Below are 23,153 nucleotides of genomic sequence, written 5' to 3'. Positions count from 1 at the left end.
CCTCTCGTCACCGGTTCCTGTGGTTGGTGTGGTTGAGCAGGCGGCGGCCGATGCGTTCGCGGCGGCCCTTGCCCTTGCAGCGAGGGCAGTTGCGGAACCTCTTGCCGGACGGGGACCGGGACTTGCCGTCTCCGTCGCAGCGGTCGCAGTTCGCGTAGGGCCAGACCGCACAGGCCAGCAGGTAGAGACCGGTGAGCACGAGTCCGGCGATGACCAGGACCGCGATGCGTTCGGGGCGGCTGAGGGCGTCGGCCTTGCCGGCCGCGTCGGCGATCGTGGCGGTCGCGGTGAGGATCAGCCCGGAGCCGCCGAGCACGACCGCGTGGACAGGATCAGACATCATAGTCACTTTCTGTAGTCGCGTGAGGGTGTGACGAGCCAAGGCAGTGGCCGTGATGTGGCCTGCCTGATTGGGTGAGGTCGGACGGTTAGGTGCCGGGTATCGGGTTAGGTTCCTAACTCCGAGCGCTGGACGGGGCTAGTGCGGCCGTGACCTGCGGAAAGTTAGCGAGTGAACCGAGTTAACCGGGGGCCGGAAACCGCTGGTCAGAGCCGGTGTCGGGGCGGTTTCCGACCCGAGCGTGGGCTAACTCGCCAGGTCACCGGCGTCCTCTCCGCTGTCGGTGTCATCGCCGGCGCTCTGCTCGCGGCGCACAATTGCGTCACGGACGGTAGTCGGGTCGAGCGGGTAGCGGTTCCCGGTCGAGGGGACCTTGATGCCGTGCTCGCGGTCCAGCAGCTCGCGCAGCGCCTTGCCGGTCAGTCCCTGGTACGGCGTCCAGGTCGGGGCGAGCCGCTTGAGCAGGGCAGGCACGTCCGCGATCGGGCGCGGGTCGTCGCCGAGGACTTCGTCCAGGTCGGCCAGCAGATCGCGGGTCTTGATCTCCACCGGCCGCGAGTTTGGGACGCTCTTGCCGAGCTTGGCGATCGCGTCCAGGGACCGCTGGATCAGGGGCGTGACCTGGTCATTGCCCTTGGCAACGTCGAGGTAGTACCACTGCAGCATCTCCGACCGCTCCCCGGTGAATCCCTTCACGACCGCGGTGCCCTTGTCGGTGCCGGGGATCAGCTCGGTCGCCCGGTGGCCGGCGCTGTACGCGCCCTGTCCGAGTAGGGCGTCGTTGGCGACGTGGTCGCCGACCGCGAACGCGATCCCGTTGGAGCAGTTGCGGGTCACGTCGCGCGGCATGGAGTCCTTCGTGGGTGCCTGCGTGGACACGATCATGTGGATGCCGCGCTTGCGTCCGAGCTTCACGATGTCGACCAGCAGTTGCGCGATCTCCTTGCCGTAGGTGCCGTGCTGGATCGCCACGTGCGCCTCCTCCAGCAGGCACACCAGTGGGTGCAGACCGACCCCGGCGTTGGCGAGTTCACGGGTGACGGACGGGACCTCGTAGCGGAGCAGGAGTTCGCCGCGTCGCTGGACCTCTTCATGAACGTTCACGAGCTGGTCGCGGATGGCTTTCATGGAATCGTCGTCGGCGCCCATGATGTAGCTCGAACAGCGGGGCTTGAACACCTCGAAGTCGTAGTTCACGTCCGGCACCCAGATCCGCAGCTCGGCGGTCGGGTCGAGCGCGCAGCCGATCATGATCGCCCGCGCCGCACTCGACTTGCCCTGACCCGGCATGCCGCCGGTGATCGTGTTGCGTTCCATGACCGGCGCGGTCAGCGCGTCACCGCGCAGCGTCTTCCCGGCGGGGACTCCCTTGAACACGTCCACCAGACCGCCACCGATCAGCGGGTACTCGCCCGCGCCCTCGGTCAGCGCGCCCTTGTCCGCGATCCACAGATCCATGATCCCGGCCTCGGCGCCGGTGGTCGGCCACACCTCCTTGGCCGCCCGGTGCAGACCGGTGGCCAGGTCACCACGACGGCGCGCGATCTTGTCCGCCGTGACACCGGCGGGCAGCCGCACGACCGCGTGCGTGCCGCGCCCGTCCACCCTCGCGGGGGTGATGAACTGCAGCTTCAGACCGGCCTTCAGGTACTGCGTGATGGCCGGGATGCGCAGCGCCTCCAGCGCCCGTGCGATCGTGGTTTCATCGATCGTCGCGTCCCACTCGGTGTCGGCGGTGGTGACCAGCCACGCGGGCGGCTCGGCGCGGCGCTTGCCCTCGCGCCAGGCGGCGATCACGATCAGGAACGGTGCGGCGATCGACACTCCGGACCAGACGAGGGCGCCGGCCGCGATCAGGAACCCGATGAACGCGAAGAACCCGAGCCACACGCCGGTGAACGATCCGTGCCCGGTCGCCTTCGTGAGGATCGCGATCAGCAGCACCAGGAACGGCACCCCGATCGTCATCGCCACAGAGACCTTCAGGACGCCCCACGCGAGTTTCGGCAGGTCCATCAGGCGCTTGTGCCGGCGGTCGGTCGCGGCCTCCTTGCGGTCGGTCCACTGCTTCAGCTCCTCGCGGTCACCGACCGCCTCAGCGGCCTTGATCTGGCGCCGGTAGACACCCATCGTGGACGCGTCCCAGGCTCGTTTCGCCCACGACTCCAGGCCCTGCACGACCATGAACGACTCCCGCAGCACCACCTTGCCCGCGGTCTTGGTCTTGTCGTGCGTCGCGACCGTCTTCGAGGCTCGCGCTACCACCTGTGTGGTTGTCACCGCGCGCCGTACCAGCGCGCCACGGTTCGCCAGGCGCTGATCGAGTTCGGCCGACTCCTCATCGGACAGGATCTCGCCCTCGATCACCTCCGGGTCGACCACCTCATCGGTGGCGTCGACACGTTCGGCGGACTCGTGAACGATGCCCTGAGCAACGTCCTGCACGTCGTCTTGCACCGAGTTCTGCACGGTGTCGTTGTGGTCGTGGTCGGGGTGAAGCTTGTGCACGTTGTACATGCCGTCTCGCTCCTGTCGGTTCAGGCCGCGACGCGGGCGGTCTCGCCCCGCGCGTCCGTGTCATTCGTGCTCGTCTGAGGGGCGGTGGTCAGCTCGTCGCGGACAGCCGCCGCAACCTTCGCGGACAGGCCGGTTGAGCAACCGGTCGTGTGCCGCGCCCACGCCGGCGTGATCTCGTCGGCCGCCGTTCCCGGCTCAATCGCCGCCAGAGCTTCGGTCACGTAGTCGGCGAGTAGCTTCCGCCCGGTTTTGGCGGGCGTTCTGCGGGTGCGGGAGGGCTTGGGTTGGGCCTTCACTGCCGGAGCGGCCTCGATCGCCTCGGCGGGCTTCTCCGGGCTCTCGATAGGGGCAGCCTGCTCAGGTGTGTCCCGGGCAGCGTCGAGGCGGTGAGATGCGCTTCCCGGGGCCGCCAGGGCCGCCGCTCGCTCGGCGCGCAGCACGGCCTCGGTCAGCCGGTCCCGCAGCACCGGCGCGGTCTCGGCCGCGCAGAACACCAGCAGCGGCGGCACCGAGTGCAGCACGATCCCTGCCAGGTCGCCGTGCCGGAACGACGCCCACGTGTTCATCGCGTACGTCGCCGCGAACGCGAACCGCTTCGTCCGACCGATCCACTTCGTGTGGTCGCTCACCTGGTACCGGGCGGTGATCTGCTCAGCCCGCAGGACCGCGATCAGCACCAGCGACACCATCGGGTCCAGCAGCCAGGCCGCGAACCACGGTAGCGACCACAACACGGCGCCCTGCGCGGCGAACGCCTGAACGTTGACCATCGTGAACGCCAACCCGAGCACGATCCCGACCCACATGCACCGGTCGACCTGCGTCCGCACCGACTCAACCCGCAGCGCCACCACGTCCGGGTGAGTGGACAGAGCACGCACCTGTGATGCCTCGGAGGCTGATGCCCGCAGCTTGTCCACCGCGGTCTGCTTCATCTCCAGCTGACTGTTGCCAGCCACAACCATCTCGGGCGTAGTCATCGCGTCGCACCTGCGTTGAGGTGATTGGCGACCCAGCCGCCCGCGCGGGGCAGTGTGTCGGCGGTGTGCAAGACGTGATCGCCGTGCCAGGCGATCCACGCCGTTCCCAGCGCCGTACGGGGAGAGACAACCTGCACGAGGTCGTAGCCGGCACACTTCCACCAGCCCAGATCGACCCGGACGAGATCCGGCGGGGGCATCTCGATAACGGCGCTCATGCCGCGCCCTCGCTCTCCGGATCGCGGTCGGCCAGCTCCCGGCCAACTTCCAGCACTCGGCGCTCCGCGCGCCGAATCCGGCGCGTCTCCAGCTCAGACGCGTACGGACCGGCGTTGATGAACGCAATCTGCGCGTCCAACAGATCCAGCTCGGCCGCGATCAGCGGCCACTCCCGCTCGATGCCGGCCAGGTCCGCTGCCGAAGGCTCCTGGCTAGCGACGGCCGACAGGTGGATGATGCTCATTGGGTTGTGTGCTCCTGTTCGTGAAGGGACTGGACCGGCCCTGACGCCTCGGCGGTTGCACCCGCCGGGGCGTCGCTCTGTCGGGCCTGACCAGAACATGAAGCGAAACTAAGGTGCGCACCACGGTATCGCTTCATGGATAGTTGCGCAAGCGAGGTGCGATACCCTGGATTGGTGACTGATCTACGCGACGAGCTGAAGTCGGCGACGCTGCGGTACCGCGAGACCGAGGCTGCGCACGAGCAATCCCGGACCGAGATGCTGGCGGCCGTCCTGGCGGCGCTCCGTGGTGGCGTGCCGCCTACAGAGGTCGAACGGTTGTCGCCGTTCACGGCGGCGTACATCCGCAGGGTTGCCCGCGCGGAAGGCGTCCCGCCGGCGACGCCGGGGCCTAAGCGGGTGAGCTCTTGAGTGGTCGGCTCGTTCATGCGTCCAGCGTCACGGCGAAACGATCGATTGATGTGCACCCGGCAGGCTGCGCACTTTTGTGCGCATTGTTTGGGCTAATCGGCGGTTGACTAGAGGGACCACATCAACGAGGGGAAGTGCAGATGCACGTAGGTGAGCGCATCGGGGCCTATCGCAAGCGACGCGGCATGTCGCAAGTTGCCCTGGCGGGACTCATCGGAATGTCGCGCTCCTGGTTGTCGCAGGTCGAGCGAGGCATTCGTGGTGTCGATCGACTGTCCACCCTGAACGACCTAGCAACCGCCCTACGGATCGACGTGGCCGACCTGATCGGACGCGACTGGATCCTTGCCCCTGGCGCTCCAGAGCATGTGACGGCGGTTGACGCCGTACGCAGCCAGTTCGCCAGCTACCACCATCTTTTGGGCGAGCCGACGACTCCTTGGCCACTACCGCAGCTGCGCAACGGCGCAGTCCAGGTCAACCAGGCGTACCAGGCGGCGAAGTACAAGCACGCGACCGCAATGCTCCCAGACCTCATCCAAGCCGCCGACGCGTACGACGGGTATCAAGGGCGCGACGGACGCGAGACGCACTTGGCGCGATGTTCGGTCTACACAGCTGCCGCCAAGCTGCTCACCAAGGTTGGTGAGCACCAGCTCGGTTGGCTCGCGGCCGACCGCGCGACCCACGCCGCCCTAGCTGCCGAATCTCCGACGGCACAGGGCATGGCTGCCTATCAGGTTGTGATCGCATTACTCCGCAGCCAGCAAACAGACGACGCCGAACACGTGGCCGTCCGTTCGGCAGAAGGTCTGATGTCGCTCGCGACCTCCGACGCTCCTGACGCCGTCTCGCTTGCGGGAGCACTCTGGCTCATCTCCTCGGTGGTCGCCGCTCGACGCTCCGACCGCGCGGCATCCACAGAGCGGCTGACGGCGGCGGCCCGCCTCGGAGATCTCCTCGCTCACGACGGCAACCACTGGTGGACAGCCTTCGGCCCAACCAACGTCCTGATCCACCGGGCCTCCGTCGCGGCCGAGTTCGGAGATCCCTCGGGCGTGCTGCGTGTAGCAACTGAGATCGACACTGAAGCCATGCCGGCGGGACTCCAGGGCCGGCGCTCGCGCCTACATCTCGACCTCGCATGGGCACAGGCTCAGGCCAAGAAGGACATAGAAGCGATCCTCCACCTGCAGCAGGCCGAGCGTGTTGCTCCCGAGTCGATCCGCTATCACACGATCGCCCGGGAACTCCTCAAGCGCTCCCGCAAGTCCACCCCGGCCCTAACCGCCATCGCAACCCGCGCAGGAGTCCTCGCGTGACCGACCGCACCCTCTACATCGTCACCTGTGGCGCCCCCCTCGCCGCTCGCCTCTGTGATGGCGTCCGCGCCGCCCGCGAACGTGGGTGGAATCCGTACGTCATCCCAACGGACGCGGCGCTTCCGTGGCTGGCAGATCAGGATCTCGCCGGCGTGCCGGTCCTGACCGGCAATCGGAAGCCAGGTGAGCCCAAACGGACCCCCAAGGCCGACGCCGTTGTCGTCGCTCCTTTGACGTTCAACTCCTTGAACGCCTGGGCCAACGGCAACGCGAACACTTACCCGCTGACCATCCTGTGTGCGGCTCTTGGAGCCAGAACGCCGACGGCGGCTGTCCCGTTCGCGAAACATGACCTTGCAGGCCACCCAGCGTGGTTGGCGTCGCTTGCCGTCCTTCGCTACGCCGGGGTCCGGATCATCGATCCTCATGACGGCAGTCCGTCGTCAGTCCGACCCCTTGAGTCGGGGACGGGCGACCAGGTCTCGAGCGACTTCCAATGGGCCTGGATCTTGCCGAGCCTTGACGAAGGCTCGGACTGACCGCGCCCCTGATTCGGTCGTAGGTTTGGCAGTTGCGGGGGACACTGGCCCAGGCCAGAACCCCCTATCCTGTCTGAGGCTTGGGTGGCTCATCGCGGTAAATCCGACATGTCGTGGACAAGAGGGGGAACAGCATTGGGTGGGCAGCGAAAGAAAACCAGAAAGTCCAGTGGTGTTAGGCGTCCGCATTACCTTGGTGAGGGCATAAGCATCCCGCCCGAGTCGATGCGCACCGTCGGGGCAGTCACGTCTTATGCCAAGCCTGACCTCGCTGCAATGCAGACGGTCGGCACGTCGTTGGCCGAGGAACTGAATAGTGGCGATAGTCGCGGTCAGTCCGTTGAAGAGCTCGAGAGGCTCGCCTTAGAAGGCGATCCGCTTCGGCTCTACTCCGCGTTGCACGTACTTCATGCCATCCGTCGCGCAACGACGGACGGCCCAGACCATTTCGGTAATGATGCCATGGTGGAGTTCTTCGGTGGCATCGTCTCAACGTTAAATGAAGTTGATGTCCTGCCCAAGTTGGATCAACTGTTCGATCCATACCTAGTGTGGACTATTGATTCGCGTCTTCGCGAGCATGCTGCTCAGGAGTGGAAACAGCACCAGCTGTCGGTCCTTACGCGAGATAAGCAGGCTGACAGCTCGCTCAGGCGAGCGCAGCATCAGATCGAATTCGAGAATCTGTTTGACCGCATGGCCGGTTATGAGCAGCATGTCCGGCGGATAGTCAGCGCAGTTCTTGATCCACTCGATGGTCCAAGTCGCGATGCTCTCGGATTCCGACTTAGTGACAGCATACGATTCGCGGACCTCCAGGCGCAGTTCGGTCAATCTCGGTTTGAGGGTGCGCAGGCCGAGATGGAGAGGTTGTATCCGTCCGCGCCTGGAAAGGCGGCAGGCGGCGATGCCTTCCTGCAGTGGGCCGGCGGGAATATGGCGATCCTGGCGCTGACCGGCGGAGCGCAATTGCAGCTTGAGGAAGGTGAGCTGTTCGCAGAACAACTCGAGATTTCCGAAGAGGAATTCTCGCGGCTCGTGGATGCGATGTCGACCAGAGTCGGCTCCCAGGCCAGTGTTGGTCGGCTGGCGGATACCAATTCTTTGCGTACCCGGCCGATCTTAACACTATCAACTGGCGAGTGGCTGTGGGCGGCCCCAGTTGATTTCCTTCATTGTGTTCTACAGTGGGCCGCGCAGGTGTGCTCAAGTGATGAGTCGATGTTGCGTGCCTTCGACAAGACACGTCAGCGCACAGCGGAGACCATGCCTCATGCCCTCCTCGCCAGGATATTTGGCGCAGGATCGGTGCACGCTAATCCAACATATCCGAGCGGCAGTTCCCGCCCAGATATCGATGTGCTTGCAGATCTTCCGTCACTGGCCTTGGTGGTCGAGTCAAAGGGTGGCCGTTTTACGGATCCTGCTCGGCGAGGAGCGCCCGCTCGTGTGGAGAAGCATGCGAAAGACATGGTCATGAAGGCGCGCGAGCAGAACATTCGTACCGTCGAGTTTCTGAGTGGCACGAGAGCTGGACTCAAGACTGACAAAGGCCGAGCATTGCAGACCCACGACTTTGTCGGAATCCTCCCAGTTATTGTGACGCTCGATCGGATTGACCCCTTCTCAACTAACCTCAGCCGAACTGAGACGTTCGGCCGGGATCCAGATGCATCGTGGGTTGTCGCACTCTCGGACCTGCTTCTTGTGGCGGATATACTCAGGAGTCCAAGTGAATTCCTAGCCTACTGTCTGACGCGCGCCGAGATTTCTGAGCTGGGTTGTCCGCTGATCATGGTTGAGTCCGATGCCTTGGGGGAGTGGTGCAAGCGTCGCTTGAAACCATCTTTGCTGACCCCCGAAACTGTCTCGATGGTGAGTGAGACATCAATTGAGATGAACAACTACTTCACTGCCCTCGCGCGCCCCGAAATGGGGTTAGTTATCCCGCCTATCCCGCAATCTGGTGTTCCGCGCAAGGTAATCGAAGCTCTTGACGAGTTGCTCTCGGTGGATTCCCCATGGTGGAAAGAACACACGAGTGCCGTCTTTCAGGTGCCACCCTCGCAATGGAAGGCAATTCGTCGTCAGCTTCGAACGAACCCAGGGAGTGAGGCGGGCACGCGGCACAGCCGGAAGAAGGCGAGGAGGGCAGCCGATGGCCTCCGTATCGGAGACCATACGACAATTCGAGTGTCGTGGGACGGTCAGCCGGCCGACTCTACCGCTGACACCCTTTGGCTGTCTGGTCCCCCGGACTGAGCGGACGTGAGTCCAGCCTCCATCGCTGATCGAGCGTTACTGTGCGCGTGGCTCAGTGCGATTGGGGTTCGCGAACGCGACTCCCGTGAGCCTTGTAGCCGAGCGAACTAATTCAAAGCCGTTGGAATGCCACCTGACGGGAGGGGCAGAGGGATCGATGAAACTGGTTGGGGAGGACGGCGATCTACTCGATGCTGAGTTCACGCTAGAGGGGAGTGAAGGCGAACGTCTGGATGTGATTCTGGAGAGTGCGGGAGGGAGTAGCGGCTCTCAAGCGTCGAGGAATCGTGATTACCCGGTGACCCTTAAGACGCTGCTGGAGCGACTGTCCTTGGTCAATGCGTTTCTTGAGGATGCGGTGGTCGACTCGCAGAGAACTCGCGCGCTCTCACGGAGCGATAGGCGCATTCAGCCGGAGCCGTGGGAGTATCCGATTCCACTTCAGGAGATTGACGACTTCGATGCCCTTCGTAGGGCGATTACACGACCACAGGGCAACATCGGATCCGCCGCGAGGGGTGGCAACGAGAGGAAGCGGATCCGGATGACTTTCGCAATCTTGGGGGAGGCGGATCTCGACCGGGTCAAGGAGGTCCTCCAAGCTGTGGAGGCGGACAAGCCGAAACGCGCAAGCGTGTCGGAGGGCCTCACCGCGGCGGACGTCAGTGCAGCGATCGTGGAATGGCGGCGGATCGGCCGCGGCGCGTTTCTGGAGCGGTACGGCGGCCGTCCGGCGCAGAAGTACGTGATCATCGTGGATTCGGACGAGTTCGATGCGATGGCCGTCCTTCGAGGTGCCCGCGTGTTGAGAGGCCTTCCCTCGGACGGGGCGTTCCGTGGAGACAGACGCGCTGTGGCTGATCCTCTTCGAGCTATGGGGTTCGTCGTGGACGATCCGGACTCTGATCTGGAAGGGCCTCTGGGGCCGGACCCACGGCCGTACGCCAACTGGGCAGGTACCTTCTCCGGCGATACCGACGGAATGACGCTGCGGTCCTACCGTCGCGAGCAGCGGTTTCTCCGCGGCGCGCTGGGAATCGGAACAGGGGACCCCGACCGTCTGCACCAATGCGGGATCTGTGGAGTGTCGCTGCCGGAGAGACTCCTGGCGGCTGCCCACATCAAGCCTCGCCGAGACTGCACTGACAAAGAGCGACGAGATCTGTCGAACATCGCGATGGCCGCGTGCACCCTTGGCTGTGATGCGTTGTACGAGTACGGCTACCTCACCGTGGACGAGGAGGGACGGCTCCGCAGCGACGACACCGCGTCTGTCGACCTGCGCCGCTTCCATGGCCAGGTCGCGCCGGCCTGGAATCGGCAGCGAGAGAAGTACTTTGCCTGGCATCGGGTTCATCGGTTCCGGGGCGCTCTGGACAAGCAACGGGATATGTCGGCGAGCGTCGACGCAGGGTCTCAGTGAGATCGGACCGGCTACAGCGACGCAGGCGGGGGAGGCAACCGGAATACAGTCGTGCTGATCGAGTGCGTAAGCGGTTGTTCCGCCGTACGTGCGTCCGGGGGGAGGTCGCGAGCGTGGGCTCGTCGTTGTACCAGGAAATCCAGTGGGGAGCGCCGCGGCGGCGCTCCCGACTGGATTTCATTGTGTGCTTCGAGCGTTAGGCACGGGCCCACCGGCGGCCGCTTCGGGGTCGGAGGATCTCGTGGCCGAGGCGTTCGAGTCGATCGACGTCGTACCCGGTGACCTTCTCGTCGAGAGCGAGGGCGACGACGTCCGGCCATGTCGAGAACTTGTACGGGTCGCGCAGGTGCTGTTCCAGGCGCTGACGCAGCGGCTGCCGGGTCTGGCCGACGTACAACCAGTCGGGGCCGGCCGGTACGGCGTACACAGTGAACCCCGGGATCGAGGGCACCGCGCTAGCGGCCGGCCGAGATTGGCCGATCGGGTAGAGCGCCCAGGCGTCGTGTCCCTTGCGCAGAAGGGGTCCGGCGGCTTCGATCATGACTGCCCACGAGTTCGCCAGTGGATGCTCTGGCAGAAGACGCGCCCCCATCAGGCCTGCTCCTCGTTCTCGAGGTCATCATCGTCGGTCTCCTCATCGACGGTGTCGTCGGCCTGGCCGACGGCCATGGCCTGCTGCGGCGACGGGTTCGAGAAGATGAGCACGCTGATCTGCTGGGCGGTCGTGTTCATCGTCGTCCACTCGGCGTAAGTGCCGAGAGGCGGTCCGACGGCCGGGTTCTTCTGCGCGATGTCCGTCACCAGGGTGAGTGCCTCGACGCTGTCGGCGAGCGCGCCGTTGATCCGCTTGCGCAGATCGGCGGCCCGCTCGGCGGCCGTCCCCTTCGGCTTTGCCTTCTTCTTGGCTTCGGCCTCGGCTTCCTCGTCGGCCTTCGCCCGCGCGGCCCGCGCAGGATCGGAGGCCTCCACCACGATCCACGGCGTCAGTGGCCGCGGCTGTCCGGTGTTGTCCGTGACGACAGTCGACGGGTCGTCCGCGCTGGGCATCGGGACCCGGTAGGCGCCCTTCACCAACGCCGGATTGGAGTTCAGCTCGCGCTTCGTGTACGCCGACGTCGCGTACTTGTCGGCCTGGAACGCGTTCGCGGCATGCGCGAGCAGCCACAGGCCGTACTCGGTATCGCCCAGACCCGAGATGACGTCGTCGACGTCGGACCGGAACGGAACACTCTCGACGTCGACCGCGGACCCGACGTTGGCCATCAGCAGCTTGTCCGTGATCAGGGCCAGTCCGCCAGCGACCTGAAGGGTGTACCGGGCGTTCGTCTGGTCCTCGTCGTCATCGTCGAGCGCGATCGGGACCAGTTCCGTGAAGTCGGTCGTCGGGACCGGGTTCCAGTCAACCCCTAGGATCTCGGTCGGGATCGGCCCGCCGTTGCGCCACGCACGGAACGTCTGCTTCTCGGTGTGGCTCTTGGCCGCACGCCATGGCAGGTCGATCAGCGTCAGGAGGTGCATGACGTACGCCCGGTTGCGAACACTGGCCCGGCCGAGCAGGGCCCGCAGGTGCTTCTTGATGCCGTTGAACTCCGTCGGAGCGCACAGCCAGCAGATCAGGTACACCGCCCGCCACAGCGCGGTCGCCGGGATGTCCGGGTCACCGAACACCGTCGGTACGTCGGCCACCGTTAGCCGGCCGGTCGCCAGGTCGGCAACCTCGGGATCCAGGGCCTTGTCGTGAACTGCACGCGGCAGCGCGCGGTGGATCACAGACGCGTCCGACGCGGCGGTGTGCCAGGGCTGAAACTCGCTGTGGACGCTGGCGATCATCGCCTGGACGGCATCGTCGAACCGCTCCTCCGGAGCGACGGGACTGGTGCCGTGCTCCGTGATCCCGACGATCACCTGCGCCGGCAGGGTGAAGGTCTGACCGATCCGGATCGCCTTCTCGTTGGGCTTGCCGTCGGCCATCCCCTCTGCGAACTCGGCGCGCAATGACTTCTGGTAGGCCTCGCGACCGCGGGCCTGATTAGCCGTCGCATCGTTGCGGCCCGCACTGCCGGCCTTGCTCGCCAGGAGGTTGTCGGCGATGTGAGTAGCGATCTCGTCGTGGGTCGCGTCGGCCGGCAGCAGGTTCGCCCAGCTGCGGACCGCCCGGGTGATGCCGTCGCGCCCCGTCAGAACCAGGAACGGCTCGCTGCCGTCGGTGAACTCCAGTCGCGCGACGTGCGTGAGGATCGGCCGCGACACCCGCTTCGCCAGGATCGACGGACCATAGTCCCGACCCATCGTCAGCGTCTGACGAACGGTCTCCTTCATCGTCGCGCTCAGGTGGTCGTGGTCGTCGAACGTCATGACGGTGACCGGCTCGGCCGTACCGTCCTCGGCCAGCAGGCCCTTGACCTGCGGCGGTCGAACGTCTGACGCGGAGCCCAGGGCGCGCGGCTGGAGCACCGGGAAGACCTCGGTGAGCCAGACCCGGTTCGGAAGCATATTCAGACCGTTCGCACCGACGACCTCGCTGGTGGCGAGGTTGTTCTTGAGCAGGACGGCGCCGGCGGCGGGACTGGTCACGGCGCGGGCGACGGCGTGCAGACCGTCGGCATCCAGGCCGCTGGCCGGCGACGCGAGACCGGCCTTGACCAGTCCGTTCCGGTCCTTCGCGAAGGTCGGCGCCTCCAGCGTGCTGACGAAGTTGGTAACGACCAGGGGCTCGTCGCCGCCGATGTCGAGCGTGATGTCGTCGAGGACTGCAGCGTCGTCGTGCTGCTCCGGTTCGATGAACTCGGGAGAGGTAGCCATGATGATGGCCCTTCCTGCCATTGCAGGCCAGCCCGGTTGGCTGGTCCCTGCTTGGTCGTCTCGTAGGACGACGCAGCAATGGCGTGCCGCACAGCGTCTCTCACTGGTTGGGATGGTCACGCAGCGGCCAGAACTCCGACGGAGCACTTACTCCGAGGACTCCTGCCTCTCCGGCCCCTGAGGGCCACCGGAACAGGTTCCGGTGTGAGACAGCCCGCGCAGTGTTCCTCGCGGCAGGCACAACCTTAGCACGGGTACTGCCGACTTGTCCCGAGAACGTGAACTTGAATGTGAGTCGGCGGCGTGCCAAGCTGATGATTCACAGATCTGTGAATTTGCGCGGCGGTCGCGACGCGGGCGTCTAGGAACTTCACGAGGGGAGTGTTTGGATGGACTTCAGCGATCGGCTCCGCGCCATGCTTGAGGCGCGTGATTGGAATCAGAAGCGGCTCGCAGAGGAGCTTGGCTCGCCGCCGTCCACTGTCTCGCAGTGGGTCAACGGCCAGCGGACGCCGGATGGCGAGCAGCTGCAGCGTGTCGCGCGTCTGCTCGCCGTCGACGCGGACTGGCTCCGGCATGGCGACGGTCCCGAGCCGGGTGAGCTCCGCCGTCGCGCCCGGTCGCGCGCGCGACGGAGCGTCAAGTGGATCGCGCGGCGTGCGCCTGTCGACGGAGGCCGCGACGGCGGCAACGCCAACCAGTTCACGATCCGGGCGAGCATCGGCAACTTCGTTCGGGAGGGTATCCAGAACGCGGTGGACGAGTGGCTGGGGGACCCGCACGGCCCGGTTCGCGTCCGTTTTCGGCTTCTGAGTCTGCGGGGTGAGGCCAAGCGTCGCTACCTCGAGGCGATGCAGTGGGAGCAGCTCCAGCGACACATCGAGGCCTGCGTTGAGCAGCCCGGTGATCAGCAGGTGGCCGGTGGCCTCGAGGAGGCGCTGCGCATGGCGAACGCTGGCGAACTACTGGTCCTCCAGATCAGCGACAGCAACACGCGCGGGCTTCTCGGACCGGAGACCGAGGAAGGCAACTTCGCGGCCCTCACCCGAGACAACCTCTTCTCCGAGAAGAACAGTGAGAAGGCGGGCGGCTCCTACGGCCTCGGCAAGGCGATGCAGTACGCCGCGTCTGCGTTTGGGACCGTCTTGTTCTCCAGCGAGCTGTCCGAGCCGGAGCCCGAGACGGGGAACACCCACGGTCGCTTCTTCGCGCGTACGGAGCTTGTCTACCACCGGCTCGGAGACGACGAACGATACTCGGGACCGATGTGGCTCGGGCGCGCGCGCGAGGGGGCCGAGGGGGAGCCGATCTCCTACTGGGCCGACGGCGAGCGCGACGGCCTGCTGCGTGACCTACACATGGTCCGGTCGCCTGGCGACACCGGGACGACCATCGCCATCGTGGGCATGCGCGATCTCGACGCCGATCGTCCGCGTCCGCCGCGTGAGATGGTGGAGCAGATGGCCGACGCCGCCGAGCGTCATTTCTGGCCCGCGATCGAGGCTGGTCAGCTTGAGGTCCGGGTGCAGTATGTCGAGATCGATGAGCCCGACTCCGGCGTCGAGCCCGAGTTCGACCGTCTCGTCGATCCTGCGCAGTCCCGCGCCGTCGGCCCCAACGTCGCCGCGGTCCGCGCGTATCGAGCTGGCGAGACCGACGAGCTCCTCATCGGCGACGGCGACGTGGTCGCGGGGCGGGTGCCCCTGCATGTCCCCGCTCGCCGGCTCGGGGAGGACCGCCATGAGGCTCTGGTGCACGAGGCGGTCGTCCTTGTTCGTAGGGCGACTGCCGAGGAGGAGGCCGAGGACATGAGCCGGCGCGCATTCCGGCAAGGGGTGCTCCTGCGCGGGGCGAACATGGTGGTCAAGACGATCGACTTGTCCCGGGGCTCGCTGGGTGCCCAGCCGTTTCAGGTCGTTCTGCTGGCCGGACTGGCCGCAGGTGGCGACGAGGTCGACGCGCGCGCCGAGGTGTTCCTGCGCGCGGCCGAGCCGCCGAGCCACGACGACTGGGAGTACACCCAACGCCTGCGCAGGCAGTACGCTCCCGGGGCGAAGAAGGCGCTGAGCGACTTCGAGCTTGCGATCCGCCGAGAAGTGCGTCGGCTTCTGCAAATCGAGTCCGAGCAGGCTCCGGACGGTCCCCGCGACCTCTCCCAGCGCTTCAAGTTCGGCGACCCCGTGCCGCCCGAGCGGGCACCCCGCATCGTCGTGCGCAGCAAGAGCGTGGACGACGAGGGGGCGTGGCACGTCGAGGCCGCGGTGCGCCTGCGCGGCGACCTCCGTCACCGCCTCATCGGTCGGCCGCAGCTCGTCTTCCTGGGTGAGAGCGGCGGTCGTTCTCGGGTGCGGTGGCGCGAGCTTGAGCCGGTCGGTTCGGGGATCGCCAAGGGCGACGACGGCGTGCTGGTCATCTCGCCACAGACCCGTACGGCGATGTTCCGCGGGGTTACGGACCCCGATACGCACCCGGCGCCTGCCGACCAGACCACGGCGACGCTCCTGTTCCAGCCGATCCGCGAGGAGGCGTGATGGCGACAACGACGCTATTCCCATACCCGGTGCTCGAGACCGACCCGACGTTGCGCCTGAGCAACCCTACGGTCGACGGACAGCCGGCGCCGCTGTCGGGTCGTGAGAACCGGCTGGACCTGTCCGAGGTGACAGACGGCTGGAAGGAAGCCCGGATCAATGCGCGCGTGCAGGTCCCGGTCGAGGAGCTCGAGACGATGGACGTGCGGCAGTACGAGGTCGTACTGACGCTGCACTGCGGCCCGACCAACCTCCGCGCCACGGTCGCCCTCGAGCCGTCGGGCGGCGAGGGCAGCGGCCAGTGGACCGGTTCGCTGGTGCTGCCCCGAATGGTCATCCGCGACCGTGGCTCCATCTACGCCACCATCACGGGAACCGTGGACGACGTGCCCCACCGTTGGCTAGGCCGGTCGCGTGAGGTTTCGGTCGACCTCCATCCGCCACGGATCCCCGAGATCACCGGCGGCCAGGTGCCCGTCATCTGGCGCGACTTCAGTAAGGCGGACGAGGGTCAGAACCCGATCGACCCGTCGCTGCACGACGAGATGTCCTTCGTGGACATGTCGCTCCCCGAGGGCCCGGTCATCTACCTCAACGAGCGCGTTCCCGGCCTGCGCAGGCTGCTCGACATGCGCACCGGACGGACCCGCAGTGAACGCGCCGTCCGTGAGACGGCCCTCGACCTCGTCGCGACGCCGGCCATCGTGTCGATGGCCAACGTCGCACTCGCGGCGGCGGGACCGTCTGAGGACGGCGGAGAGGCGCAGTGGCCGGACGGCGACTGGCAGCGGGACGTACTCCGCAGCATCCTTCCGCTCATGTATCCGGACCGGGAGCCGGATGCCGCCCTCGCGGCCGCGGTGCGCGCGCTCACGAGCGGCGAGGACGCGCAGGACGTCCAGTCGCGGTTGCTCGGCGCAGCGTCGCGACTTGTGAAGGTGACACAGCACGTGCGCGCCGTCATCAAGACCCTAGAAGAGGAGGAGTGACGGTGAGCAACGCCAAGAAGCTGCTGCCGTCCGTCCGAGCGCAGATCACCGACGCGTTCCGGGCGGGCGATGGCGTAGCAAACACCGAGGAGTACAACCGGCCGCTCGAGCTCGGGCGGGACCTCCCACTCGATCTCGTCGGCGAGCTGCTTGCTACGGTCCAGCGCGATTTCGCCGACGATCCGGCGGCGTCGGATCGCTGGCTCGCGCCTCGCCTGCACGCCGTGCTACGACTCACGCGGTATGAGGCGGCCGACCGAGGATTGTGGGCCTGGCTCGCCGTCGACCTGTTCCCCGACTACGTCCGGTGGCGCTGGCGGGGACGTCGCAGCACCGAGGGCGAGGAGCCTGCCGGACCGCCGGCCAAGCGTTTCATCGGCAGCGAGCGCGACAACGGACTGGCTCGGTTGTGGTGGGGCGCGGAGCTCTTCCGCGACGGCGCCGACTACGGGCCTGTCCAGAGCGCCTTCGTGATGCAGGACGTGCCGAATACCTGGCTCAGCCTCAACGCCATACACCACCGGGCGGCCGCGCAGGCCGCGCTCCGGATTCTGCCGAGCCTCAATTCGAAGCAGATCAACCGGCTCTCCACAGCCCTCGACCACGTCCTCACCACGATTCAGCTCGACGCGGTCGCCCCTGTGCCAGGACCGGACATCATCGCGATCGAGGAGTGGATCTCGGAGCGAGCGGACGGCGATGTCGTTCTCGGGGACGGGCTGCCCTCGGGTCCCGACGAGGACCCGACGGACAGCGACATGGTCGCCAGAGTAGAGAAGCTGCTCCGCGATGTCGCGACATCGATCGGGCTTCCGCTGCCGGAGGCGCCCAAGGAGATTGTCGGCTGACTTCGGCCCGCCGAGCGCGCTCAGGAGTGCGCTCGGCGGGCCCGCAGGGCGGGAAATCGCCTTCGATCCAGCGCGCGCAGGATCCGCTGCTCTGTCGGGCTCACCGATCTGCACGTCACAGCCGACAACGGCGAATCTGATCACTTGGAGGCGAAGAGCAGCGCCAGGCACTTCTACGTGCGTGAGGCGCTCGGTCAGATTCTCGACTACGTCCATTGCATATCGAGCCCTGTGACGACCTTGTCTGCACTATTCCCCGAACCGCCGGCATCGTCGGACCGCGACTTGCTCCACAAGTACGGTGTGGACTGGGTCTACAGAACCGGACCGAGAACGTTCGTCCGAGACTCCGCACCGGAGGATCGAAAGTCAGTCTGGAAGTAACCACACATGGCTTAGGGACCGAGGTCGGGGAATCCCGAATCCGTGCCAAGACCCTGGCCCGGAATGGCTCATTTGCAGGTCAGGGCGCTGCGGAGGGTGGTCTGTAAATCTGTCGGCGTATGCCTACGCAGGTTCGAACCCTGCACCCGCCACCAGCCCGAAAACAGGCCCTGACCTGCGGAAACGCAGCTCAGGGCCTGTCTCATGCTGTCCGACAGTGTCCGGCTGTCACCGGACTCACGCAGGCATGCCGGAGGTCGTACGGACGCCGGCCGAGCGGCGCGGCGTACTGCTCTTCGCTGGGCGCCCTCTTGCGCGCCTTGTCCCAGAACCGTGTCGACGTGTTCGGGTGGACGGGTTGCAGTAGGCCTTCAGTGGCACCCGCCCGAACGGGCCAGTTCGAGTCACGAAGAGACGCCCACGCGGACCGGTGCCGAATTCCTTCAGGTGGCGCTTGCGCAGTGCAACCAGCTCGGGGCAGACCGGCACGATCCGCGTGCTCCTCGTTGAGTGCGGTGCTTCAGCGGCCGATCTTCGCGAACGGCCCCGCTGCCGGTACGAGTTGACGGTGCCCACCCGCACTAGCTCCAAGAGGTGCAGTCGGGTGACCGGCTACCTCAGCACAGAGTCAGCGCTGTGTGAGTGGGGGGCATGTCCGGCGGCGGGCGGGTTCGCTGCCAGGGCAGCAACGGTGACGGCGGCCGTCGCGAGCGCGCCGACGGCGATCATGCGGAGCTGCACCTTGGTGAGAGCCGTCGACTCCTGGACGTTAGGTCGCCGCGCCGTGAGCATGAGTAACACCACGACGACTGCCTCTAGGCCGCTGCAGACCAGGTCGGCTGTGCCCAGGGCCTCGGCCTCCCACGGCTCGGGTCCCACGGGCAGCCCGGTGGTGCGGGTGACGAGCCAGAGGCCGATGACTGCGGCGTTCACTGCCGCGACGAGGCGCGGGTGGTGCAGGTCGTCTGCCAGGAGCTGCACGGCCCAGGCGATCTGCGCGACCGCGAGAACGACGAAGAAGGCGCCGTACGGCCACCACTCGGCGACGTGCTCCGAGACGACAGTCAGGTGAATGAGCCCGGCGCCGAGTGACGCGAATCCCGCCCACCATCGGATCACCACGACCCCGCCGGGCAAGCTCAGGCCCCGGGCGTCGACCGAGTCTCGCCGCGCCTCCTTGGGCACGCTGTCGACCATCGTGGGCGGTTCCCTGGCGGGCAAGGCGGTCTGCGGGCCCCTCATGACACCGACGCCCGCTGCTTCGGCCGCGTCGCGTCCGGCGCCCGCAGTTGACGCACACCGACAGTTCCGACGCTGGCGCACACGCACAGGCCGGAGGCGATCTCGAGCGGCGGATACGGGAGGAAGCTGAGCACGCCGACGATGCCGATGGGCAGCAACAGCGCGAGGAACATGTTCTGGATGCCCGCGCGGTGCTCGCCGATGCAGACCACGATGAGTCCGACGACGAGGATCCCGAAGACGATGCCTGTCGGGATCGCGACCGCTTGGTTCGCCAACGCGTCGTCGATGTAGGTCTGCATCGTGTTCGTGTCCAGGCTCTTGCTCGCGCCGGCGACGTAGGTCATGAAGTCCATTCCGTCGAACGCGCCCCAGCCCACGAAGCCCATGGCCGAGAGCACCAGCCCCCAGAAGGCTGCCTTGGGGTGGGTGGGTCGGATCAGCCGCGTCAGCCCGATCACTGCGACAATCAGGGTGACCCCTGACAAGAAGAAGAGCGTGTGCGCGACGAAGAACCGGGTGGTGTGGTCGTACGCGGCGTGGTAGTACGACGCGCCGTCCGTAGCCCGGATGCCATGCGGGGGATGGATGATCGTGGCGCCGAGGACAGCGAGCGAACCGACGATCATGAAGACGGCGAAGCCGATCCGCTCGACGTGGGAATAGCTGTCAGCCGCAGTGCCTGTGGGCTGACCTGTAGGGGTGGCCATTGCTTGGCCTCCTTTTCGCATCGGGTGACGCGGCCGACGTGGCCGCCGCTCCCGCGCAGCGCTCCTTGCGGAGTCGATGCGTGAGGGTTGGACGACGCTGGTGTGTTGCTTTCCGCTGTCGACGTGTGTGCCTTTCATACGGCGTTGACGTTAGATTTCGCCTTGGCTGCAGTCATCACCCGTTGCGTGAGTTCCCCTAGGGGAGATCAGGTCACGGATGATGACTCGGTCGGCGGCCAGGTGGATGCTTTCCAGGTGAACTCAGGCTCCGCTGCCCACTCCAGCCTCCCGGTCTGCTACCGCATCGTGGTGCGAGGCGAGATCACTGAGCGGTTCGCCGAGGTGCTGGAAGGCGTCGTCGTCGAGCAGGCCGGTGACGAGTCGATTCTGCGAGTCGAAAATGCCGACCCGGCCAAGCTTCAAGGCGTCCTCGGTTGGCTCTACGAGCACGGCGCCGAACTCGTGAGTCTGCGCCGGGCGGACTAGGCGGAACCGGTTGGTGTGCCGGAGTCGGTAATGAGGCCGAGTTCGCGTGCGCGAGCGATTGCCTCGTCTCGGGACGAGCATGTCAGCTTGGCGTAGATCGCCTTGGTGTGCGAGTGGATGGTGCTGGTCGAGACGAAGAGCTCCGATGCAGCCTCTCGCTCGGTTGCGCCGGTCGCGAGCACCCTGAGCACGTCCAGCTCACGCTCGGTGAGCCTCGTGTTCTGATCGCCGCGACGGTACGCGGGCACCAGGGCACGTGCGGCTTGCCTGAGCCGCTCACTGAGGATGCCTGGGTCGCGGCAGGCGTCGATCAGGGCTCGTGCCTCGCTGATCAGCGAGCGCGCCTCGCTGCGTGCTCCGAGGGCTTGCTGGACTGACGCACGCGCGAGCAGCGCCTCTGCGACGTGAACGGGTTCCCACGAACCGCGCATCTGCTCGATACCGATGCCGATGATGCTGTCCGCCTCCTGGTGGTCGCCCCTCCGGCTGCGGATCGTGCCGTCCAACACGTGGTAGGAGCCGACATGGGGCAGGTCCGCGAAGCCGAACACGGTGGCCATCTCAAGGGCATCGCGAATCCACGCCTCGGCCGGCTCGAGCTCTCCTGATGCGAGGGAGACCTCGGCCAGAAGGCTCCGGGCATCGCCACCGGCGATCCACTGCTCGCTTCGGGAGGCCAGTGCGACGGCCTCCAGGAGCGGCTCACGCGCCTGCTCTGGCTCGCCTGCGAGAATGAGGGCCCAGCCGAGGTCGAGCGCGGCCAGGGCTTGCCAATCGGACTCCCGCCTGCGCTGACTGCTGTGAGCGAAGCGTGCGGCGGCCAGCATCGCGCCCACGTCTGACCACGGGAAGGTCGCGCGGACGAGCGAGGCGCCATCCTCGACCGTGCCGGATCCGTCGGGGAGCTCCCCTTCGTAGCCGAGGCGCGACGCTGTCGCGAGCGCCTCCATGCCGCCGTCGGCATCACCTTGGAGACCCGAGACCCATGCCTCGACCAGGAGGAGCCTCGCATCGGTCTCGACGACCGGTGGCGGAAGTGTCTCCAGCCAGCCGCGCACTGTCGCCAGCCGCCCGAGATTGAGATATGCGGTCCCATGTGTTGCCACCAGCGTGGCGGCCGCATCGAGATCGCCGCCGGCGAAGGCGTGACGGATCGCCGCGCTCACCTCACCCCTCGCCTCGAACCAGGCCCTTGCCCGCCGGTGGAGCATGGTCCGCCGGTCGCTGTCCCTCCGGCCGAGCTCCTCATACAGCGCCTGGGAGAACAGGTGATGGTAGCGGAACCAGTTCCGGTGGTCGTCCAGCGCGACGAGGAAGAGATTCTCACGCTCGAGCTGCGCGAGGAGACTCACCGAGTCGTCCCGCCCGGTGACCGCGTCACACAGTGACCCGCACATGCCATCGAGGACTGAGGTGTCGAGGAGGAACTCGGCAAGCTGATCGCTCTGCTGCTCGAGCACGACCTCCATCAGATAGTCGATGACCAGGCGGGTTGTCCCATCGAAGTCGGACAGGAGCAAGGCGGGATCAGGGGCGGCGCGGAGCGAGAGGAAGGCTAGGTAGAGTCCGACCGGCCAACCCTCAGTGCGTTCGTTGAGGACCAAGATCGACTCGGGGCTCAGATCGAGTCCCCAGACTCGGTTGAGCGCATCCGCAGCCTCGGTGTCGTTGAAGGCGAGCTCAGCCGCTCGCACATCCAACAGCCGCCCATTCGCCCGCCATCGCGCCATCGGCAGCAGGGGGTCCGACCGCGTCGAGATGACCAGCCGTACGGTCGGCGGTAGCCGTTCAAGGAACAACGCCAGGGTTTCGTGGCACGGACGGTTCGTGATCCGGTGGTAGTCATCCAGGACGATGACGATCTCGACGTCCACGGCGTACAGCTCGTTGAGGATCCGCCCCACCGTCGTGTCGATAGCCAACCCGCCCAGCGAGCTCAGTGCAGGCAACACCGAGTCTGCGAAGTTCGGAACGACCCGAGCGACCGATGCGACAAGGTGTGACCAGAACGCGAGCGGGTCGTTGTCATCCTCGTCGAGGGACAACCATGCGAACGGGCGCTCGTCTACCGACTGCCACCGCGCAAGCAGGGTGGTCTTGCCGAACCCCGGCGGCGCGACCACGGCGATGATCGGCTCTTCCGCGGAGGACAGACCCTCGACCAGTCGCGGGCGCGGCACAATCGCCGATCGAAGTCTCGGAGAGCAGAGCTTGCTCTCGATGAGGACCGAGCTCATCAGGAGTCATCCCCGCTCGCTAACCGAGCGTTGTGGGCCTGGGGTTCGTTCGTCGGCGACCTTCGGGACGATCGAGGGTCGAACAACCGCCGGAGGTGGCCTACACGCTGAATCGGCATGCTCTAGCCCACAGGTCAGGTTTGGTCGTTTCGCATGCGCGCAGTCATCAGATCAGCTCCAAGCTTCTCGGCCATGAGGCCGAATGACCCCGTCGCCGCAACCACCCTGCGCGCGCGAACCCTGTGCCCATCGGCCAGACCCCCAATAAGCCGCCCCCTCCAAGGCTATAGACAGGCTACGCCTCGTGCGGACGAAAGAGTCAGTACCGTGCGCCCACGAACCCGGAGTCGCAAGTTCAAATCTCGATAGCCGACCATCCGAGCGAAGTGTTCATGGACCGTCCAGCTCGTCGCTCACGGTCGGTTTGTCGGCGGTATGTCGAAGGCGATGCAGTGGTACCCGTTTGCGCAGGTAACTCGGTCCCGCGAGCTGGTCTGTAAATCTGTCGGCGTATGTCTACGCAGGTCGAACCCTGCACCCGCCACGAGCAAGGCAGAAGGTGCAAAAGTGGCCCCTGATGCGATGAAGGAGCGGGGCCTCCGCTCCTCGTGGGTTCCCGGCGGATGCTGGGGTTGCTCGCGTTTCACGACGAAGGAGGCCCCTGATG

The 23,153-nt window shown here is 66.3% G+C and carries 19 protein-coding genes and 1 pseudogene; 10 read left to right on the top strand and 10 right to left on the bottom strand.

Features of this window, described 5'->3' with window-relative positions; translation table 11 throughout:
* Positions 1–7: 7 nt before the first annotated feature.
* From AB0H36_RS43330 to AB0H36_RS43310, 5 genes are all read right to left on the bottom strand, one after another.
* Positions 8–340, bottom strand: a complete 333-nt coding sequence (locus AB0H36_RS43330; RefSeq protein WP_360537139.1) for a hypothetical protein — start codon at positions 338–340, stop codon at positions 8–10.
* A 246-nt stretch (positions 341–586) separates the two neighbouring features.
* Positions 587–2,857: a cell division protein FtsK gene (locus AB0H36_RS43325; protein WP_360537137.1), complete on the bottom strand. Its 2,271-nt coding sequence runs from the start codon at positions 2,855–2,857 to the stop codon at positions 587–589.
* Between the two features lie 20 nt (positions 2,858–2,877).
* On the bottom strand, positions 2,878–3,837 hold the full coding sequence (locus AB0H36_RS43320) for a hypothetical protein (protein ID WP_360537135.1): 960 nt from the start codon (positions 3,835–3,837) through the stop codon (positions 2,878–2,880).
* Positions 3,834–4,055, bottom strand: coding sequence for a hypothetical protein (locus AB0H36_RS43315; RefSeq protein WP_360537133.1), 222 nt, complete (start codon positions 4,053–4,055; stop codon positions 3,834–3,836). The genes AB0H36_RS43320 and AB0H36_RS43315 overlap by 4 nt, the downstream gene beginning before the upstream one ends.
* On the bottom strand, positions 4,052–4,300 hold the full coding sequence (locus tag AB0H36_RS43310) for a DUF6284 family protein (RefSeq protein WP_360537131.1): 249 nt from the start codon (positions 4,298–4,300) through the stop codon (positions 4,052–4,054). Before AB0H36_RS43310 ends, AB0H36_RS43315 begins: the two co-directional genes overlap by 4 nt.
* Positions 4,301–4,474: 174 nt before the next feature.
* Here AB0H36_RS43310 and AB0H36_RS43305 point away from each other — a divergent pair, with 174 nt between their 5' ends.
* The 5 genes from AB0H36_RS43305 (at position 4,475) to AB0H36_RS43285 (ending at position 10,257) form a co-directional block, all read left to right on the top strand.
* Positions 4,475–4,711: a hypothetical protein gene (locus AB0H36_RS43305; protein ID WP_360537129.1), complete on the top strand. Its 237-nt coding sequence runs from the start codon at positions 4,475–4,477 to the stop codon at positions 4,709–4,711.
* Between the two features lie 140 nt (positions 4,712–4,851).
* Positions 4,852–6,033 carry a helix-turn-helix transcriptional regulator gene (locus AB0H36_RS43300; RefSeq protein ID WP_360537154.1) on the top strand — a complete coding sequence of 394 codons (1,182 nt, stop codon included), beginning with the start codon at positions 4,852–4,854 and terminating at the stop codon, positions 6,031–6,033.
* Positions 6,030–6,572, top strand: a complete 543-nt coding sequence (locus tag AB0H36_RS43295) for a flavoprotein (protein WP_360537127.1) — start codon at positions 6,030–6,032, stop codon at positions 6,570–6,572. Before AB0H36_RS43300 ends, AB0H36_RS43295 begins: the two co-directional genes overlap by 4 nt.
* A 225-nt stretch (positions 6,573–6,797) precedes the next feature.
* Positions 6,798–8,834, top strand: a complete 2,037-nt coding sequence (locus tag AB0H36_RS43290) for a hypothetical protein (RefSeq protein ID WP_360537125.1) — start codon at positions 6,798–6,800, stop codon at positions 8,832–8,834.
* A gap of 157 nt (positions 8,835–8,991) precedes the next feature.
* Positions 8,992–10,257: a hypothetical protein gene (locus AB0H36_RS43285; RefSeq protein WP_360537123.1), complete on the top strand. Its 1,266-nt coding sequence runs from the start codon at positions 8,992–8,994 to the stop codon at positions 10,255–10,257.
* A gap of 196 nt (positions 10,258–10,453) precedes the next feature.
* Here the strand turns inward: AB0H36_RS43285 and AB0H36_RS43280 are convergent, their stop codons facing one another.
* Together AB0H36_RS43280 and AB0H36_RS43275 are read right to left on the bottom strand one after the other, a co-directional pair.
* Entirely contained in the window at positions 10,454–10,849 is a 396-nt protein-coding gene (locus tag AB0H36_RS43280) for a hypothetical protein (RefSeq protein ID WP_360537121.1), read from the bottom strand.
* Entirely contained in the window at positions 10,849–13,059 is a 2,211-nt protein-coding gene (locus tag AB0H36_RS43275) for a hypothetical protein (RefSeq protein WP_360537119.1), read from the bottom strand. Before AB0H36_RS43275 ends, AB0H36_RS43280 begins: the two co-directional genes overlap by 1 nt.
* A 389-nt stretch (positions 13,060–13,448) precedes the next feature.
* Here AB0H36_RS43275 and AB0H36_RS43270 point away from each other — a divergent pair.
* The 4 genes and pseudogenes from AB0H36_RS43270 to AB0H36_RS43255 form a co-directional block, all read left to right on the top strand.
* Positions 13,449–13,628: pseudogene (locus tag AB0H36_RS43270) on the top strand (helix-turn-helix transcriptional regulator); the annotation flags it as partial.
* A 186-nt stretch (positions 13,629–13,814) separates the two neighbouring features.
* Positions 13,815–15,590, top strand: coding sequence for a hypothetical protein (locus AB0H36_RS43265; protein WP_360537158.1), 1,776 nt, complete (start codon positions 13,815–13,817; stop codon positions 15,588–15,590).
* Positions 15,590–16,579, top strand: coding sequence for a hypothetical protein (locus AB0H36_RS43260; RefSeq protein ID WP_360537117.1), 990 nt, complete (start codon positions 15,590–15,592; stop codon positions 16,577–16,579). The genes AB0H36_RS43265 and AB0H36_RS43260 overlap by 1 nt, the downstream gene beginning before the upstream one ends.
* Before the next feature lie 2 nt (positions 16,580–16,581).
* Entirely contained in the window at positions 16,582–17,427 is an 846-nt protein-coding gene (locus AB0H36_RS43255) for a DUF6339 family protein (protein ID WP_360537115.1), read from the top strand.
* Positions 17,428–18,423: 996 nt separating this feature from the next.
* Here AB0H36_RS43255 and AB0H36_RS43250 read toward each other — a convergent pair.
* On the bottom strand, positions 18,424–19,008 hold the full coding sequence (locus tag AB0H36_RS43250; RefSeq protein ID WP_360537113.1) for a hypothetical protein: 585 nt from the start codon (positions 19,006–19,008) through the stop codon (positions 18,424–18,426).
* A gap of 41 nt (positions 19,009–19,049) precedes the next feature.
* On the bottom strand, positions 19,050–19,763 hold the full coding sequence (locus AB0H36_RS43245; RefSeq protein ID WP_360537111.1) for a hypothetical protein: 714 nt from the start codon (positions 19,761–19,763) through the stop codon (positions 19,050–19,052).
* 255 nt (positions 19,764–20,018) lie between these two features.
* Here AB0H36_RS43245 and AB0H36_RS43240 point away from each other — a divergent pair, with 255 nt between their 5' ends.
* Positions 20,019–20,249: a hypothetical protein gene (locus tag AB0H36_RS43240; protein WP_360537109.1), complete on the top strand. Its 231-nt coding sequence runs from the start codon at positions 20,019–20,021 to the stop codon at positions 20,247–20,249.
* On the opposite strand, the gene AB0H36_RS43235 is transcribed toward AB0H36_RS43240, so the two are convergent.
* Positions 20,246–22,486, bottom strand: coding sequence for a LuxR C-terminal-related transcriptional regulator (locus tag AB0H36_RS43235; protein WP_360537107.1), 2,241 nt, complete (start codon positions 22,484–22,486; stop codon positions 20,246–20,248). The genes AB0H36_RS43240 and AB0H36_RS43235 overlap by 4 nt on opposite strands.
* Positions 22,487–23,153 lie beyond the last annotated feature (667 nt).

The organism is Kribbella sp. NPDC050820 (genome assembly GCF_040653975.1).
Classification (GTDB): Bacteria; Actinomycetota; Actinomycetes; order Propionibacteriales; family Kribbellaceae; genus Kribbella.
This window is presented reverse-complemented; position numbering and strand designations above follow the sequence as displayed.

Coding starts and splice junctions, on each gene's coding strand:
- AB0H36_RS43330 (WP_360537139.1), bottom strand. CDS start 340: ATGTCTGATCCTGTCCACGCGGTCGTGCTCGGCGGCTCCGGGCTGATC.
- AB0H36_RS43325 (WP_360537137.1), bottom strand. CDS start 2,857: ATGTACAACGTGCACAAGCTTCACCCCGACCACGACCACAACGACACC.
- AB0H36_RS43320 (WP_360537135.1), bottom strand. CDS start 3,837: ATGACTACGCCCGAGATGGTTGTGGCTGGCAACAGTCAGCTGGAGATG.
- AB0H36_RS43315 (WP_360537133.1), bottom strand. CDS start 4,055: ATGAGCGCCGTTATCGAGATGCCCCCGCCGGATCTCGTCCGGGTCGAT.
- AB0H36_RS43310 (WP_360537131.1), bottom strand. CDS start 4,300: ATGAGCATCATCCACCTGTCGGCCGTCGCTAGCCAGGAGCCTTCGGCA.
- AB0H36_RS43300 (WP_360537154.1), top strand. CDS start 4,852: ATGCACGTAGGTGAGCGCATCGGGGCCTATCGCAAGCGACGCGGCATG.
- AB0H36_RS43290 (WP_360537125.1), top strand. CDS start 6,798: ATGCGCACCGTCGGGGCAGTCACGTCTTATGCCAAGCCTGACCTCGCT.
- AB0H36_RS43285 (WP_360537123.1), top strand. CDS start 8,992: ATGAAACTGGTTGGGGAGGACGGCGATCTACTCGATGCTGAGTTCACG.
- AB0H36_RS43280 (WP_360537121.1), bottom strand. CDS start 10,849: ATGGGGGCGCGTCTTCTGCCAGAGCATCCACTGGCGAACTCGTGGGCA.
- AB0H36_RS43275 (WP_360537119.1), bottom strand. CDS start 13,059: ATGGCTACCTCTCCCGAGTTCATCGAACCGGAGCAGCACGACGACGCT.
- AB0H36_RS43260 (WP_360537117.1), top strand. CDS start 15,590: ATGGCGACAACGACGCTATTCCCATACCCGGTGCTCGAGACCGACCCG.
- AB0H36_RS43250 (WP_360537113.1), bottom strand. CDS start 19,008: ATGGTCGACAGCGTGCCCAAGGAGGCGCGGCGAGACTCGGTCGACGCC.
- AB0H36_RS43245 (WP_360537111.1), bottom strand. CDS start 19,763: ATGGCCACCCCTACAGGTCAGCCCACAGGCACTGCGGCTGACAGCTAT.
- AB0H36_RS43235 (WP_360537107.1), bottom strand. CDS start 22,486: ATGAGCTCGGTCCTCATCGAGAGCAAGCTCTGCTCTCCGAGACTTCGA.